Annotated in this window: 12 protein-coding genes; 9 read left to right on the forward strand and 3 right to left on the reverse strand. The window is 61.5% G+C overall.

Annotation, left to right across the window (positions count from 1 at the left end; genetic code table 11):
• Nucleotides 1-68: 68 nt before the first annotated feature.
• Nucleotides 69-1,052, reverse strand: a complete 984-nt coding sequence (gene denD, locus ACZ9EJ_RS29225) for a D-erythronate dehydrogenase (protein ID WP_046634330.1) — start codon at nt 1,050-1,052, stop codon at nt 69-71.
• Between the two features lie 180 nt (nt 1,053-1,232).
• On the opposite strand from denD, the gene ACZ9EJ_RS29230 reads away from it, so the two are divergent.
• The 5 genes from ACZ9EJ_RS29230 (at nt 1,233) to ACZ9EJ_RS29250 (ending at nt 6,613) form a co-directional block, all read left to right on the forward strand.
• Nucleotides 1,233-2,678 carry an FAD-binding oxidoreductase gene (locus ACZ9EJ_RS29230; protein ID WP_046634328.1) on the forward strand — a complete coding sequence of 482 codons (1,446 nt, stop codon included), beginning with the start codon at nt 1,233-1,235 and terminating at the stop codon, nt 2,676-2,678.
• Between the two features lie 34 nt (nt 2,679-2,712).
• Nucleotides 2,713-3,423, forward strand: coding sequence for a FadR/GntR family transcriptional regulator (locus tag ACZ9EJ_RS29235; protein WP_046634326.1), 711 nt, complete (start codon nt 2,713-2,715; stop codon nt 3,421-3,423).
• 341 nt (nt 3,424-3,764) lie between these two features.
• The gene (locus ACZ9EJ_RS29240; protein WP_046634322.1) at nt 3,765-4,298 is read left to right on the forward strand and encodes a TRAP transporter small permease; all 534 of its coding nucleotides are present in this window, start codon (nt 3,765-3,767) and stop codon (nt 4,296-4,298) included.
• On the forward strand, nt 4,298-5,575 hold the full coding sequence (locus ACZ9EJ_RS29245) for a TRAP transporter large permease (protein ID WP_007761243.1): 1,278 nt from the start codon (nt 4,298-4,300) through the stop codon (nt 5,573-5,575). The genes ACZ9EJ_RS29240 and ACZ9EJ_RS29245 overlap by 1 nt, the downstream gene beginning before the upstream one ends.
• 33 nt (nt 5,576-5,608) lie before the next feature.
• On the forward strand, nt 5,609-6,613 hold the full coding sequence (locus tag ACZ9EJ_RS29250) for a TRAP transporter substrate-binding protein (RefSeq protein WP_046634320.1): 1,005 nt from the start codon (nt 5,609-5,611) through the stop codon (nt 6,611-6,613).
• Between the two features lie 79 nt (nt 6,614-6,692).
• Here ACZ9EJ_RS29250 and ACZ9EJ_RS29255 read toward each other — a convergent pair whose 3' ends face one another.
• The gene (locus tag ACZ9EJ_RS29255) at nt 6,693-7,607 is read right to left on the reverse strand and encodes a DMT family transporter (protein ID WP_476100364.1); all 915 of its coding nucleotides are present in this window, start codon (nt 7,605-7,607) and stop codon (nt 6,693-6,695) included.
• Nucleotides 7,608-7,618: 11 nt separating this feature from the next.
• On the reverse strand, nt 7,619-8,821 hold the full coding sequence (locus ACZ9EJ_RS29260; protein ID WP_046641244.1) for a mandelate racemase/muconate lactonizing enzyme family protein: 1,203 nt from the start codon (nt 8,819-8,821) through the stop codon (nt 7,619-7,621).
• 499 nt (nt 8,822-9,320) lie between these two features.
• Here ACZ9EJ_RS29260 and ACZ9EJ_RS29265 point away from each other — a divergent pair, with 499 nt between their 5' ends.
• Genes ACZ9EJ_RS29265 through ACZ9EJ_RS29280 form a run of 4 tightly spaced genes read left to right on the forward strand, consistent with a single transcriptional unit; the run spans nt 9,321 to nt 15,400 of the window.
• Entirely contained in the window at nt 9,321-11,105 is a 1,785-nt protein-coding gene (locus ACZ9EJ_RS29265) for an IucA/IucC family protein (RefSeq protein ID WP_046641245.1), read from the forward strand.
• A complete protein-coding gene (locus ACZ9EJ_RS29270) occupies nt 11,089-12,825 on the forward strand; it encodes an IucA/IucC family protein (RefSeq protein WP_046641246.1) in 1,737 nt (578 codons plus the stop codon). The genes ACZ9EJ_RS29265 and ACZ9EJ_RS29270 overlap by 17 nt, the downstream gene beginning before the upstream one ends.
• Nucleotides 12,822-14,102, forward strand: a complete 1,281-nt coding sequence (locus tag ACZ9EJ_RS29275) for an AMP-binding protein (RefSeq protein WP_046634311.1) — start codon at nt 12,822-12,824, stop codon at nt 14,100-14,102. The genes ACZ9EJ_RS29270 and ACZ9EJ_RS29275 overlap by 4 nt, the downstream gene beginning before the upstream one ends.
• Nucleotides 14,099-15,400 (forward strand): DUF6005 family protein, encoded by a 1,302-nt coding sequence (locus tag ACZ9EJ_RS29280; RefSeq protein ID WP_046634308.1) that lies wholly within the window; start codon nt 14,099-14,101, stop codon nt 15,398-15,400. The genes ACZ9EJ_RS29275 and ACZ9EJ_RS29280 overlap by 4 nt, the downstream gene beginning before the upstream one ends.
• Nucleotides 15,401-15,450 lie beyond the last annotated feature (50 nt).

Here is a 15,450-nt window from a genome sequence, read left to right on the forward strand (position 1 = left end):
ATTCCGACATCTGAGCAGGCGCCGCCGCTCGTCTTGGGGCCATCCCTGGTCCGCGTGCGGATTTCTCATCACAGGCGGCCTCCAAGCTCATCCTCGATATGGACGCGGATGATCTCGTCGAAATTTTTCTCCGCGGTAAAGCCGAGGGCAGTTGCCCGTTTTGCCTCGAAACCAGGTGCCCAGCCCGCAACCATTTTCATGATCATCTCATCCGGTACGCGACGGATGAGATTTACTGCCCGTTCGCCCGCCACCCGGCGAAGCGCGTCGATCTGCTCTCCAACGGTCGCGCTGACGCCCGGCATCGAAAGATTGCGGTGCGGACCGACCCGCTCAAGATCCATGTTCGCCGCATGGACGAGATACCCGACAGCCGAGCGAGGCGACGTATGCCAGTGACGCACGTCGTCCGACACGGGCAGGATTGCCTCCTGTCCGATCAGCGGCTCCCGCAGAATGTTCGAGAAGAAGCCGGATGCGGCCTTGTTGGGTTTGCCTGGCCTGATGCACACCGTCGGCAGCCTGATGCCGATGCCGTCGAAGAAACCCCTGCGGGTGTAGTCCGAAAGGAGCAGCTCCGAAATGGCCTTCTGGGTGCCATAGCTGGTCAGCGGCGTCAGATGGAAATCATCCGGAATGGGGAATGGCAGCGGGGCGCCTGCGACAGCGATGGATGACGTGAAGACGACCCGCGGCTTATAGCCGTCCTCGCCGTTTGCGAGGCGGATCGCATCGAACAGGTAGCGGGTGCCATCCAGATTGACCCGGTAGCCCTTCTCGAAATCGAGCTCCGCCTCCGCCGAGACGATCGCGGCAAGGTGAAAGATCACGTCAGGGCGCGACCTGATGAGCTTTTCAGCCTCGCCCGGCATTGATAGGTCGGCGTCGCTCGTCACCACGGATCCGGAAAAGCCCTCCGGATGGTCGGGCTTCACCACGTCGACCAGGGTCAGCTTGTCGATCGGCTTGCCGAGAACGCCGCCCGCCGCGATGAGGCGCGCCGTCAGTTTGCGACCCACCATGCCCGCCGCGCCTATGATCAGAATATGCATGTTTCCTCCCATCTGAACCCGAGCCACGACTGCCCGGATACGTCGATATTTATGTTGTACGGTTGTCTGATAACCTTATATGCTTGCGTTGAAAACAGGATAGTTGTGCGCCGGGAAAAGGTGCGGGGCAAACGAAACTATCCAGCCCAAGGGACGGATCATCCAAAGGAACTACAAAGAATGACGAGCCTGCAAACTGACCCGGCCGCAGAGCAGCGCCTCCAGCTGCGGTCGATGCTTGGCGAAGACCTTGTCCTGACCGACACGGATGCGATGGCGCGATACTGTCGCGATTGGCACGGCGACGTAACCAGCACTGCGGTTGCCGTTCTGAGGCCGCGATCGACGGATGAGGTGGCGGCTTGCGTGAAAGGCTGCCGTGAACTCGGTCTCGCGATTGTTCCGCAGGGCGGCAATACAGGCCTCGTGTTGGGCGGCATTCCCGATGCGCCGGAGCGTCAAGTCGTTCTCAGCCTGGAACGCATGAATCGCATCCGCAAGATCGATGTCGACGACTTCTCGGCCATCGTCGAGGCGGGCTGCATCCTGTGGGAGTTGAAGGAAGCAATCGCCGCAGAGGGGATGTTCTTCCCGCTCGCGCTCGGCGCGCAGGGAAGCTGCCGGATCGGCGGCAACGTCTCGACCAATGCCGGCGGCATCAATGTGCTGCGATACGGCATGACGCGCGAACTGGTGCTGGGACTGGAGGTCGTGCTGCCCGACGGCACGGTCTTCGACGGGCTTTCTACGCTCAGGAAGGACAATCGCGGCATAGACCTGAAGCAGCTCTTCATCGGCGCGGAGGGCACGCTGGGCATCGTCACCGCCGTCTCGATCAAGCTGACGCCCAACCCCGATCAGGTTGCGACCGCCCTTGTCGGCCTCGCCTCTCTGGAGGACGCAATCACCCTCTATCGCCGTGCCCGGCGTGACTGCAGCGATTTGATGTCCGCCTTCGAATTCATGCCGCCCCTTGCCTTCACGCTCGCCCGGGAAGCCATCCCGGACCTGCCGATCCCGATGGCGACCGACTACCCCTGCTATGTTCTCATGGAGGTTTCCGGTTCGGGCCTCGTCGATATCGCCGACCTGATGCAGCGGTTCCTCGAAGGCGTCATGGAGGATGGAATCGTCCTCGACGGCGCAATCGCCTCGTCACAGGCGCAGGCGCGAAACCTGTGGCTGATCCGGGAGGGAATGAACGAAGGCCAGGCGAAACGCGGTGTCCACATGCGCAGCGACGTCTCGGTTCCGCTTTCCAAGGTGCCCTCCTTTGTCGCCGAGGCCGAAGAAGCGATCCACGGCGCGTTGCCTGACTGCGTTTGCGTCTCCTACGGTCATGTCGGCGATGGGAATGTCCATCTCAACGTCCTGCCATCCGTGGAACTGCCCCATGAACAGCGGCTCGAAAGGATCTACCGGTCCAAGACCATCCTGAACCAGGTGCTTGACCGCTTCCAGGGAAGCCTGAGCGCCGAGCACGGCATCGGCCGGCTCAAGCGGGCGGATTTCGATGCGCGCCTTCCGGAAACGAAGCGCCGACTGTTGACGGCCATCAAGAATGCCATCGATCCCGACATGGTGATGAATCCCGGCTGCCAGTTGAATTTTACCGGGAAGTCGTAGAAGAGCGTCACGAGGGAGGGCCGGCGCCGTGGTAATGGACTTCAGCCAGATCAGACGAAACGAGCATCTGCCAACACGGATCGCGGCGCAGATCGGGCGCGAGATCAGCGAGGGCCGGATCGCGGCCGGCGAGAAGCTGCCGACGGAACACATTCTGGCAAAGACCTTTGGCGTCAGCCGGTCGGTCGTGCGCGAAGCCATCGCGCAGCTTCGCAATGAGGGTCTGGTCGAGACCCGGCAAGGCGTGGGAGCATTCGCCACTGATTTCGAGCAGAGGCAGTCGATCCGCATCGAACAGGGCAATCTCGCCGACCACGCGAGTTTTCAAAGCCTGTTTCAGCTCCGGCTGCCCCTCGAGATCGAAGCCGCCGGTCTCGCAGCCGCCAATCACACCGCCGAAGACCTTGTGAAACTGGACGAAGCGCTCGAGCAGATGACGGGCGGGGAGAAATGGACCGAGAAAGGCGTCCTCGCCGACCTCGCCTTCCATCGCCAGATCGCGGCTTCCACCCATAATGAATACTTCCTGCTGTTCCTCGGATTTATCGCGGAGCGAATTCATCTGGCCATCAATACCGCCAGGGACGCAGCCGTGCTGACCGAGATCGTCGAGGTGACGATCGCGGAACATGTCGCAATCCGCGACGCCGTTGCGAGCCGCGACCCAATCCGCGCCCGGGAGGCGATGCGCCATCATCTTCACGGTGCGGCAAGCCGTCTCGACCTGCAATTGAAAGTTTATTAAGTTTCCAGCCGGCCGCCTGGTTAGATCGATCCAGGGGATTTCCTCAAAGCGGTCACGGGCCGCTGGACAGCGAGTAAAACTCTCTTTAGAAATACCGCAGGTGGAGGGTTGTCAGACATCCTGACAATTGACGAGCGCGGGAGAGGCGCTTTGCCGGCGATGGAGGAGAGGCTGATCGCACAGGAAGTCAGAGACCGCATCGAGATCTCGATTCTCGGGTTTGACCGCTTGGTCAACAATGCGGATCATCGGGGCAAATGCCTCAAGCGGAATTTTGGGTTGCCGGCGTTGACCAAGAACCTCGCCCGGCCTGAGCTTCCATAGGAATTCGGGAGGGGAATATGCAAAAGGCAATCGATCTTTTTTTTAAGGCGTTGGAAGTTCTGTTGATCCTGTTGCTTTCAGCAATGGCGATCATGGTGTTTGCCAATGTGGTTCTTCGCTACGCCTTCAATTCCGGCATGTCCGTCTCTGAGGAACTTTCCCGCTACTTCTTCGTCTGGCTGAGCTTCGTCGGCGCAGTCGTCGCATTTCGCGAACATGGTCACCTCGGCGTCGAAAGCGTCGTGGCCCTTTTCGGCCGCAAGGGCCGGCTCGTCTGCATGATCCTGTCTAACCTCATCATCCTCGCTTGCTCGATGATCTTTTTCTGGGGGACTTGGCAGCAGTTCGAGATCAACGCCAGCATGACCGCGCCGGTGACCGGCATTTCGATGATCTGGGTCTACGGCATCGGCCTGTTTACCGGCGGCGGCTTGTCGCTGATCGCGCTGGAGCGGCTGTTCCGCTATCTCACCGGCCGGGCGACCGCGGAGGAGATCAGCATCTTTGCCGGCGAAAATCTGACGATCGAGCAGATGGCGGAGCGTACCTGATGACCCTGATCGTCTTCATCGTATCGCTTCTCGGCGCCATGGCGATCGGCGTGCCCGTCGCGTTCTCACTGATGTTCTGCGGCGTCGTGCTCATGTGGTACATGGACATGTTCAACACCCAGATCATCGCCCAGAACATGATCGCCGGTGTCGATACGTTCACTCTGCTTGCGATCCCCTTCTTCATTCTTGCCGGCGAGTTGATGAACTCGGGCGGCCTGTCGCGCCGGATCATCGATTTTGCGATTGCCTGCGTCGGCCATATCCGCGGCGGCCTCGGCATCGTCGCGATCATGGCGGCAATCATCATGGCGAGCATCTCGGGCTCGGCCGCGGCCGATACCGCCGCGCTTGCCGCCATCCTCATCCCGATGATGGCCAAGGCTGGCTATAACATTCCGCGTTCCGGCGGCCTGATCGCCGCAGGCGGCATCATTGCGCCGGTCATCCCGCCATCGATGGCTTTCATCGTCTTCGGCGTCGCCGGCAACGTCTCGATCACCCAGCTTTTCCTTGCCGGCATTTTCCCTGGCATCCTGATGGGCCTGTCACTGATCATCGCCTGGCTCATCGTCGTGCGGAAGGACAATGTCCAGCCGCTGCCGAAGGCATCGACGAGCGAACGCCTGCGCGTCACCGGCCGTGCCGCCTGGGCGCTTGGCATGCCGGTGATCATCCTCGGCGGCATCAAGGCCGGCATCATGACGCCGACCGAAGCCGCCGTCGTCGCCGCCGCCTACGCGCTCTTCGTCGGCATGGTGATCTATCGGGAGCTGAAGCCAAGCCACCTGCCGCACGTCATCCTGCAGGCCGCCAAGACCACCTCAGTCATCATGTTCCTGGTCGCGGCGGCGCTGGTCTCCTCGTGGCTGATCACCGCGGCTAACATCCCGGCCGAGATCGTCGGTTACATCGAGCCACTGATCGACCGCCCGATGCTGCTGATGTTCGCCATCATGATCCTGGTGCTCGTCGTCGGCACGGCGCTCGACCTGACGCCGACCATCCTGATCCTGACGCCGGTCCTCATGCCGATCGTCAAGCAGGCTGGCATCGACCCGGTCTATTTCGGCGTACTCTTCATCATGAACAATTCCATCGGCCTCATCACTCCGCCGGTCGGCGTAGTATTGAACGTGGTCAGTGGCGTAGCGCGCATTCCGCTTGGCAAGGTGACGGCCGGGGTCTGGCCGTTCCTGATTGCTGAAACGATTGTGCTGTTCCTGCTGGTCCTGTTTCCAGACCTCGTGCTCGTGCCTGCACGCTGGCTCCATTAAAACCTGTCTCAAGCTCATCCATGGGAGGATAATATGAGAAAACTGCTACTGGCTACCACCGCCCTTGCCATCGCATGCGCGTCGGCCGTACCGGCCTTCGCCGAATTCAAGGCGCGCAACATCCGTGTCTCGAACGGCATCAATGCCGACCATCCGGTTGGAAACGGCATCAATGCAATGCAGAAATGTTTGGACGAGAAGTCTGGCGGCAAGATGAAGTTGACCGCCTTCTGGGGCGGCGCGCTCGGCGGTGACCTGCAGGCCACCCAGGCCCTGCGCTCCGGTGTCCAGGAAGCCGTGGTGACGTCGTCGTCACCGCTGGTCGGCATCGTTCCGGCACTCGGCGTCTTCGACCTGCCCTTCCTGTTCGGCAATTCGCAGGAAGCCTACAAGGTGCTCGACGGCAAGTTCGGCGACATGATGAACCAGAAGCTGGATGCCGCCGGCCTTGTCAACCTCGCCTACTGGGAAAACGGCTTCCGCAACCTGTCGAACTCGGTTCGCCCGGTCAACAAGTGGGAAGATTTCTCGGGGATGAAGGTTCGCGTCATGCAGAACAACATCTTCCTCGACACCTTCCAGAACCTCGGCGCCAACGCCACCCCGATGGCCTTCGGCGAAGTCTTCTCGGCGCTCGAAACCAAGGCGATCGACGCACAGGAAAATCCCTATGTGACGATCGATACCTCGAAGTTCTTCGAAGTCCAGAAATACGTCACCGAGACCAACCACGCCTACACGCCGTTCCTCTTCTTGTTCTCCAAGGCAATCTTCAACACCTATGCCCCGGACGAGCAGGCTGCCCTTCGCGCCTGCGCGGTCGTCGGCCGGGATGTGGAACGCCAGGTGATCGGCGATCTCAACAAGAAGTCGCTTGAGAAGATCAAGGCGGCCGGCCTGCAGGTCAACACGCTTTCGCCGGAAGAGCAGCAGCGCATCCGCGAAAAGTCCGCGGTCGTCTATGAGAAGCACAAGGCTGCAATTGGCGCCGAGGTAGTCGACGCCATCGTCGCCGAGCTCAAGGAAGTCCGCAAATAGGGTAAGAAACCGCTTCGTCCGAAGCGGTCAATTCTCCAGAGTAACAGGCCCGCGGCGCTTCAGGCGCCGCGGGCGTTTATTATTCGGGGATCGCCGGAAGCACGCTCTGGCGCTTCTTGAGCATCTGTTCTCGGATGAAGATGAACAGGCCTGAGGCGACGATCAGGGCCGCCCCGACCATCATGCCGAACCGTGGGATGTCGCCGAAAAACATCCAGCCGAAGATCACGGCCCAGAGCAGCAGCGTATATTGAAGCGGCGCGACGGTCGCGGCATCGGAGATCTTCAGGGCGCGGTTGACCAGCATATGCGCTGCCATGGCGACGATACCGAGCAGCCCGAGCAGAAGAAGATCGCGGCTCGACGCGATCGGTGACCAGTCCAGGGGCGCGAAGGCAAGGCCGGCGACGCCGGCTCCCGTCACCTGGAAGAAGACCAGCGCGCTATCCGGCGTGCCGCGCAGGAAACGCCCGGAGATCAGCATGAAGGCAAAGGCGGCGCTGCCGACGATCGAAATGACGGCCGGCATGCTGAACATGGCGCTCGAAGGTTCGAGCGTGATAATCACGCCGACGAAGCCGACGGCGATCGCCGTCCAGCGCCGCCAGCCGACCTTTTCGCCGAGCAGGAAGGGCGAGCACGCCGCAACATAGATCGGCGCCGCCAGCCAATAGGTCATGACGTCGGCGAGCGGCAGGTACATGACCGCATAATAGAAGCAGAACACTTCAGCGGTCGAAAACGCCACGCGGAAGAACTGCATGCCGGGCCGTTCGACGGTCAGCAGATTGCCAAAACCCGCCTTCCAGACCATCGGCACGAGGATGATCAGTGCTGCAAGGCTGCGGATCAGGACAACCTGACCAAGCCCGTAGTTTGCAACGAGCCACTTGCCCATGGCATCGTTGAGGGCAAACATCAGCATGCCGAGAAGCATCAGCATCGGGCCGGTCACGCTCGCGGTCCTGAGCACGGTCGCCGAGGATATGGTCATTTTATTGCACCTTAGAGAATGGAGGCGTCGGACGTCCGCCGGCTGACGGTAAAGGCTCGATCGAGCTCGGGATTGAGCTCCAGCCCAAGACCCGGGCCAGGCGGCACGGTGATCATGCCGTTTCTCACCTCCGGCAGCGCCGTCACCAGGTCCCGGTACCACGTCCTGTAGAATGCGCGCACGCTTTCCTGCACAAGTGCATTCGGTGCGTTGAGAGACAGATGCGTCGAGGCGCAGAGGACCACGGGGCCTGTGCAGTCGTGCGGCGCGACCGGCAGGTGCCAGGCTTCCGCCATGGACGCGATCTTGCGGGCCTCCGAAAGACCGCCGCACCAGGAAATGTCGAGCATGACGATGCCGGCAACGCCGGTTTCCAGGTAATCGCGAAAACCCCAGCGGGTCGCGAGCGTCTCGGAGGCTGAGATTGGCGCCGGCGACACTTCCGCATAACGCTTCAGGCTCGACAGACTGTCCATCTTGATCGGATCCTCATGCCAGAAGGTCTGGTACGGGGTCAGGGCCTTGGCGATCTGCATGGCCGGCAGGAGCTGCCACATGGAGTGGAACTCGACCATGATGTCCATCCGGTCGCCAACGGCCTTGCGGATCTTCTCGAAGGGCTGAAGCGCAAGTTTCAGGTCCGGCATCGAGATATACTGGCCCTTCGTTCTCTCCGCAGCCGCGTCGAACGGCCAGATCTTCATCGCGGTAATGCCCTCTTCGAGCAGCGATTCGGCCAGCTCGTCGGCACGATGGAGAAAGCCGTTCAGATCGTCATAGCTGGTGCCATCGGTCAGACCGTAGTTGGCTGTCGCCTGGCCGGTCGTCTTCTTGATATATTCGGTACCGGCGCAGGTATTGTAGGTGCGGATTTCCCTGCGGCTGAAGCCTCCGAGCAGCTGGGCGATCGGCTGGTTCGTGACCTTTCCGAAAATGTCCCAAAGCGCGATATCGAACGCCGAATTGCCCCGCACTTCCGCGCCTGAGGAACGAAACCCGATATAACCGACCAGGTCCTGCGCCAGCAGGTCGATCTGCAGCGGGTCGCGGCCGATGACCCGCGGAGCCACGTATTCGTGGATATAGCTCTCCACGGTCTCCGCCCCGAAAAAGGTTTCGCCGAGGCCGGTAATTCCCTCGTCGGTGTGGACCAGTACCCACAACAGGTTCGCACGCTCTGCGACGCGCACAGTTTCAAGCTTGGTGATCTTCATTGTTTCCTCCCTTGCGAATTCAACCACAGGCCTTGGCCTTTGGTAAGGCAAGACCCGCGATTTTGTCGCCCACAGGATAATCATCAAAGCGGAGCCTGCCGGCGCCGATCAAAAATTCTGAAAGCGATGAAAAAAAGGAGCGGACAAATCGTCCTTGTTGCCGAGCGCCTGCAGAGCAGGAGCAAGGCACGCAAAAACGGATGACAGGAACGGGTTCGCCGCCATGAGATCACAGCTTCAGGCACCGCAGACCGAAACGAGCCCGTTGCATCGAGGCAACGTGGTGCGTTCGGCTCCCGCTCTTCCTGCAGGGCCGAACGTCAAACTGTTTCCTGCCCCGGCTCTGCTGCCGGCAATCCAGAAAAAACACTCTGAGCAGCCAGATCACTGTCGGCGGATGCCCGGCTGAAGACCGGCACAGGCTGTCGGCTCGGGCCGCCTGACGCTGACTGGAAAGCCATTGCGTGGTCGTCGGCTTGCGCAACGGGGATGGAGACATATGCAATCGTCAAGGCAGACCGCGGAAGCGGCAACATTCCAGAGTTTTGCGAACTGCTATCTGCGGGAAGTCAGTCCTGGCAGTCGAATTGTCCACCGCAGCACAAGCGGACCGGTCGATGCGATCGAATGGCCACTGCCGCAGCAGCAGATCCTCCTGCGCGCAGAGATCGTCTCCGCGTCCATCTGCGGACCGCAGCATTTCGGCAGGTTGTGGACGCGCGCTGCGTCCGACATGTCCTGGCGGGCGGTCGAGCCGATGTCGGCGCTGCATCTCCTCCTCCAGGAAGCCTACCGGCAAATGGAGGAGGACCGGACCGACGCCCTGCGCAGCTTTGAACTGGAGCTGCTGGTCCGTGTTCTCGACAGCTACCAGCAGATGACGCTGTACCTCGAAAAGGCCTCTCCCGCGCCGCCGGACGAGGGACATTTCATCGAGGCGGAACAATCGCTCGTCTTCGGCCACTGGCAACACCCGACCCCGAAAAGCCGGCAAGGCATGACATTCTGGCAGCAGGAGCGATACGCCCCTGAACTGCGCGGACAATTCCAGCTGCAGTATTTTGCCGCCAGGTCAGAACATGTCCGCGAGGCTTCGGCGCGAACGATGCAGGCACACGAAATCATCCGCTCCGGGCTTGGTGCCTCCGCAGCCGATCTCGGCATCGACCCGGACGAGCGCCTCATACCGATGCATCCGCTGCAGGCCGAAGCGCTTCTTCTCGATCCGGGCATCCAGGCGATGCAGCGCGACGGCAGCCTGCGTCATATCGGTCCCGCCGGGTCTCTCTTCACCGCGACCTCATCGGTGCGCACCGTCTACAGCCCTCGTTCCGATTGGATGCTGAAGTTCTCGCTTCCCGTGCGCATCACCAATTCCGTGCGCATCAACCGCCGGCCGGAGCTTGAAGCCGGGGTAGCGATGGCAAAACTGATGGACGGCATCGGCTTTGCCGAGCGTTCCAAAAATTTCCGCATCATCCAGGATCCCGCCTACATCACCCTCGATATGCCCGGCCGCGAGGAAAGCGGTTTCGAGGTCATCCTGCGCGAAAATCCTTTCAGGGGCGCCAGCGCACAGGGCGTCGTGACGGTAGCCGCCCTCACCGCCGACCCGCTTCCCGGCGACCTGTCGAGACTGGAGCGGACCATCCGCAAGCTCGCAGCCAGAGGCGGCGACCGCACTTCAAACACCGCGCTTGCATGGTTCCAGCGTTATCTCGGCTGTGCCGTGGAGCCACTGATCCGGCTCTACGACGATTACGGAGTGGCGCTCGAAGCCCACCAGCAGAACACCCTCCTCGATATCGGCATGGGTTATCCGGCCGCCAGCTACTATCGCGACAATCAGGGCTTTTATCTTTCGGAGCGTTATCGCAGCCTGCTTGCCGGGCATGCGCCGGAAACGGAAACCATTGCCTCGCTCTATTTCGCGGACGCCGAGATCCGTGACCGGTTCGCCTATTATCTGATCGCCAACCAGGTCTTTTCCGTCATCAGCCGCATGGGCCATGACCGACTTTGCGACGAAGGTGTTCTTCTACTTGCCCTGCGGGCGCATCTGGAACACTGCGCCGAAACGATGTCGGGCGCCGGCCGGGATTTTGCAAGGCACGTTCTCGATCTGCCGACGATCACGTCGAAGGCCAATCTCACGACCCGCCTTTTCGATGTCGACGAACTGCAGTCGAGCGGCGTGCGTTCCCTGTATCGGCCGATCCTGAACCCGCTCAGGGTTCCGATCGCGCTTGCAGCCCCGAGGACCGGCCATGCCATTGCCTCTTGAAGCCGCGGGAGAACCTCGCGACCGCGTCATCCGCCAGCTCGTGGCGGCACTGCTGTTCGAGGGCATCATAGAGGTGCGCGAAAGCGACTGTGGCGATGCGACGCAATTTCAGTGGATGCTCGGCGGCCGGGAATTCCGGTGCCGCGGCACAATCGGCCCGTTCGGACGCGCCCGCATCGCAAAGGGATCGGTGGAGATGCGGGCCCTGGATGGCGATTGGGAAAGCGCATCGCTTGGCGCGATCATCCCGTCATTGCCCGGCACCGGCATCACGCGCGGCAAGCTGCTCGGCGAGCTAGAGCAGACGATCGCCTTTTCCGAATGGAACCACCAGAATCTGCCCTTCAAGAACCGCCGCACCCTCTCACTTGTCGAACTGGAAGGTGCCGTCGACGAAGGGCATCCGTACCATCCCTGTTACAGAGCCAGAACCGGATTTTCGTTCGCCGATCATGCCGCCTATGGACCGGAAGCCGGGCAGGCATTCCAGCTCGTCTGGCTGCTCGTCGCGCAAAAACATCTCGCCCACGCGCTTCCGGGCAGCAGAGATGCCTTCTGGCGTGCCGAACTTGGCGACGAGACCTGGACAGCGCTGGAGGCGAGGCGGAAGCAGCTCGGCTTGTCGGCCGAGGATTTCGGGCTGATGCCGCTCCACCCGTGGCAATGGAAAGACCTTGGCGAAACCATGCGCGCGGGGTGGACCGCCGCCGGAGAGGCGCATTGCCTCGGCCCCGCCGGTGATCGTTACGTCGCGAGCCAATCAGTCCGGTCCCTGTTCAATATCGACCGGCCCCTCGCGGCAAGCATCAAGCTGCCGCTCAACATCGTCAACACTTCGTCTCGCAGGACGCTGGAGCCGCATTCGGTCTGCACGGCGCCGGCTCTATCCGCCTGGATCGCCGGCATCGTCCGCGACGATCCGTTGTTTGGCCGGGAATTCCCGCTCGCCATCCTGCAGGAATATGCCGGGGTCATCGCCGATGCCGGAGGGCCATTGGCCGGCCAGCTGGGCGCGATCTGGCGGGAGAATGCCGAGGTGACTCTGTCGCCCGGCGAGGCAATCATCCCGTTCAACGCCCTGATGATGATCGAATCGGACGGCAAGCCCTTTGCGGATGAGTGGATCGAGCGTTTCGGTCTCATGCCGTGGATGAACCGGCTTCTGGAGGTCGCCGTCCTGCCTGTCTGGCACCTCCTTGTCGCCCACGGGATCGCCGTTGAAGCCCACGGCCAGAATATGCTGCTCGTCCATCGGAACGGCTGGCCGGTGCGGCTTATCCTGCGCGATTTCCACGAGAGCGTGGAATTTGCGCCCGATTTTCTGCGCGAGCCGAAGGGAGCTCCGGATTTCGCTTCGCTGAACCCGCTCTACCGCCATGCGGAACCGGATCAGTATTACTGGACGGACAATCTCGATTCCCTGCGGGAACTCGTGATGGACACGCTTTTCGTGTTCAATCTGGCGGAGATCTCGCATCTTCTCGACGTCTGTTACGGCCTTCCGGAATTCCGTTTCTGGCAGCGGGTCGAAAACCTGCTCGCCGGCTATGCGCAAGAGCGGGACATGCAGCACCGGCAATCGCTGCTGGGGCACGACCACGCTCTCATCCTCACCGAATCCCTGGTCACCCGAAAGCTCCTCGCGCTGAAGCCGGAATATCACCACGAGGTGCCGAATGCCTTGGCTGCCAGGACGTCTGAACGAAGGAGAAAGCCATGATCCAGATCGATGGACGGCTCTACGATCACGCCTATTTCGATGAAACATCGAGACGCATCGCCGCGCAGATCGGTCTTGCTGAAAACGACAGCGGCCACTACGCGGTCTGCTTCAGCGAAACGACGCAATGGCTGTCCCTGTTCTTCGCCATCCGAAAGGCCGGCGCCAGCGTCCTGCCGATTCATCCCGGCACGCCCTATGCCGCCGCCCGAAAACTGGCGACTACGGCCAACTGCGACCGGCTTTTCTACAACAGCCTGACGGCGGAAGTACTCGAGACGAGGCAGGAGGCGAAAGGGCCGGGACGGCTGCTGCACATGAGTTCGGGAACGACCGGGGCAGCAAAATGCATCGCCCGGCCCTGGGCCGAAATCGAGCGGGAAGTCGAAAGTTATGTCGCAACCTTCCGCGAACCCGAAGGCATGACGCCGGTCATCGCCTGCCCGACCACCCATTCCTACGGGCTGATCTGCGGGATTCTCGTGGCTCTCAAGCGCGGCCAGGTCCCTGTCATCGTCGAGACCGCCAATCCGAAATATCTCCTGAAAGTGCTGCGCGAGACCGAGCGACCGCTTCTCTATTCCTCCCCGGCGATCCTCCACACGCTCTCGCGGCTTTTGCCGGAGGGAGAAAAGCTCCATGCCGCGATGACCTCCGGTACACTGCTGCCCGATCCATGGTTCGTGCAGATCCGCGCAAGAAGCGAGCATCTGTTCCAGCAATATGGCTGCTCGGAATCCGGCTGCATCGCCATCAATCCGGACATGCGGGCCGCAGGCGACATGGGTTTCGTCCTGCCGCATCTGGCGGCCGAGACCGGAACAGGCCCTGACGATACCGGCGAGATAGTCGTCCGGAGCGATGGCGGCACGGCAATCCACACCCGCGACCTCGGCTACCGCCGCGCGGACGGCATGCTGGTCTTCGTGTCGCGCATGGACGACATGATCAACGTGTCGGGGCTCAACGTCTATCCCGGTGACGTGGAGGACGCGGTGATGGCCATGCCTGGTATCACCGACGCCGTTGCCTTCCGCAGGAGCGACCGTTTTGCCGGAGAACGCGTCGCCTTGCTCTACAGCGCCAATCAGCCGGTGGCACCGCAGGATATCCGCGCCTGGTGCAGCCGACATCTCGCCAGCCACCAGTTGCCGATGGAAATGATCCAGGTCGCAGAAGTCCCCCGTCAGGCGAACGGCAAGATCAGCCGCCGCGAGGTCGCGGCCCGCCATGCGGCCGGCGAGTTCGCAGGCCCCGAAGCAGGAGTTGCCTCATGAACCGCGAAGATATCCTCGAAGCCGTCCATACCGTGCTTTCCGAACACATGGCCCATCCGCATATGCGTGGCTTCGCGCCGGAAGCGCGCCTCAACGAGGATCTTTATCTCGATTCCGTTCTGATCCTGCAGATCTTCCTCAATCTCGAGCTGGAATATGGCCTTGCCATGCCTGAAGAGGCGATCGCGCGGCAGGAGCTCGACACGGTTGCGGATCTCGTGGCGCTCTATGTGCCGAAGGCCATCATTCCGTCATTCCCGATGACGGGCGGGACGGCGGATGAGGGCGTCCACGGCGAGGCCTATTACGACATCAAGGTGCATTGTTTCGTCAGTTGCGTCTGCGACGGCCTGAAACGGCAGGGGCTCGACCAGCGGCCCTTCTATTTCGGGGTCTGGGATGCGAGGTTCACCGTCAGCGAAGGCTTCCAGCTCCTCTACCATTCGCCGGAGATCACCCAGGACTTCTTCCGCGACTGGTTCCAGCGGCTTTACCAGGTCCAGGTCCGGGAGTGGTACGACCCGGCAAGATCCAAGAGCGACAACCTTGCCACGCTTTTCGACCTCGTCGACAGCCGGCCCGACACCGGCTCGGTCATGGTCATGCTCGACATGTTCCATCTCCCGGAGCGCGAGAACAAATTCAACCAGAACCCCTTCCCGCATTACCTGATGCTGCAGAAGACCGCCGATCCGGACAAATGGTTCGTGCATGATCCCGACTACCGGTGGGAAGGCGAGATCGAGCGGGAAAAGGTGATCCACGCGATCATGCAGCCGACGGTCGGCGGCGGTTACGTCTTCGACAACGCACAGGTACGCAATCCGGCGCCGGAAGACCTCAGGGATTATTTCGAGGCCTGCTTCGTCGCCGACCGCAATCCGCTGTCCGATGCCGTACGCAGCATTGTCACGGCCCATATCGAGGGCCGCAACGGGCTGCAGCTGGCGAACCTGGCATCCGCGGTGCGCGAACTACCGGTGATCACCATCCGCAAATATGCCTATGAGCACGGTTTCGCCTTCTTCTGGCGCGCCCTGAAGCTGCCTGCCGCCGAATTCGAGACCTGGTGCGAGGAGATCGAAGCGCTCGTGCAATCGCTGAAGAACCTGCATTACGTCTGCATGAAGCTCAGCCAGACCGGTGACAGGACCCAGGCCGGTGCCGTCTTCGAGCGCCTTGACGAGGCCGACCGGCTGGAACGCAAACTGAAGGACAGGCTTGGCGAGGTCTTTTCCGATTGGTGCGACCAAAACGTACCGCTCACTGCCCCGAAGCTCCGAAGAGCCGCCGGATAGGGCTGAAATATGCATATCTCTCCCGCCTCGCGTCCTTCTCAAAGTGTCGC

It is taken from the genome of Neorhizobium sp. USDA 3394 (assembly GCF_056280385.1).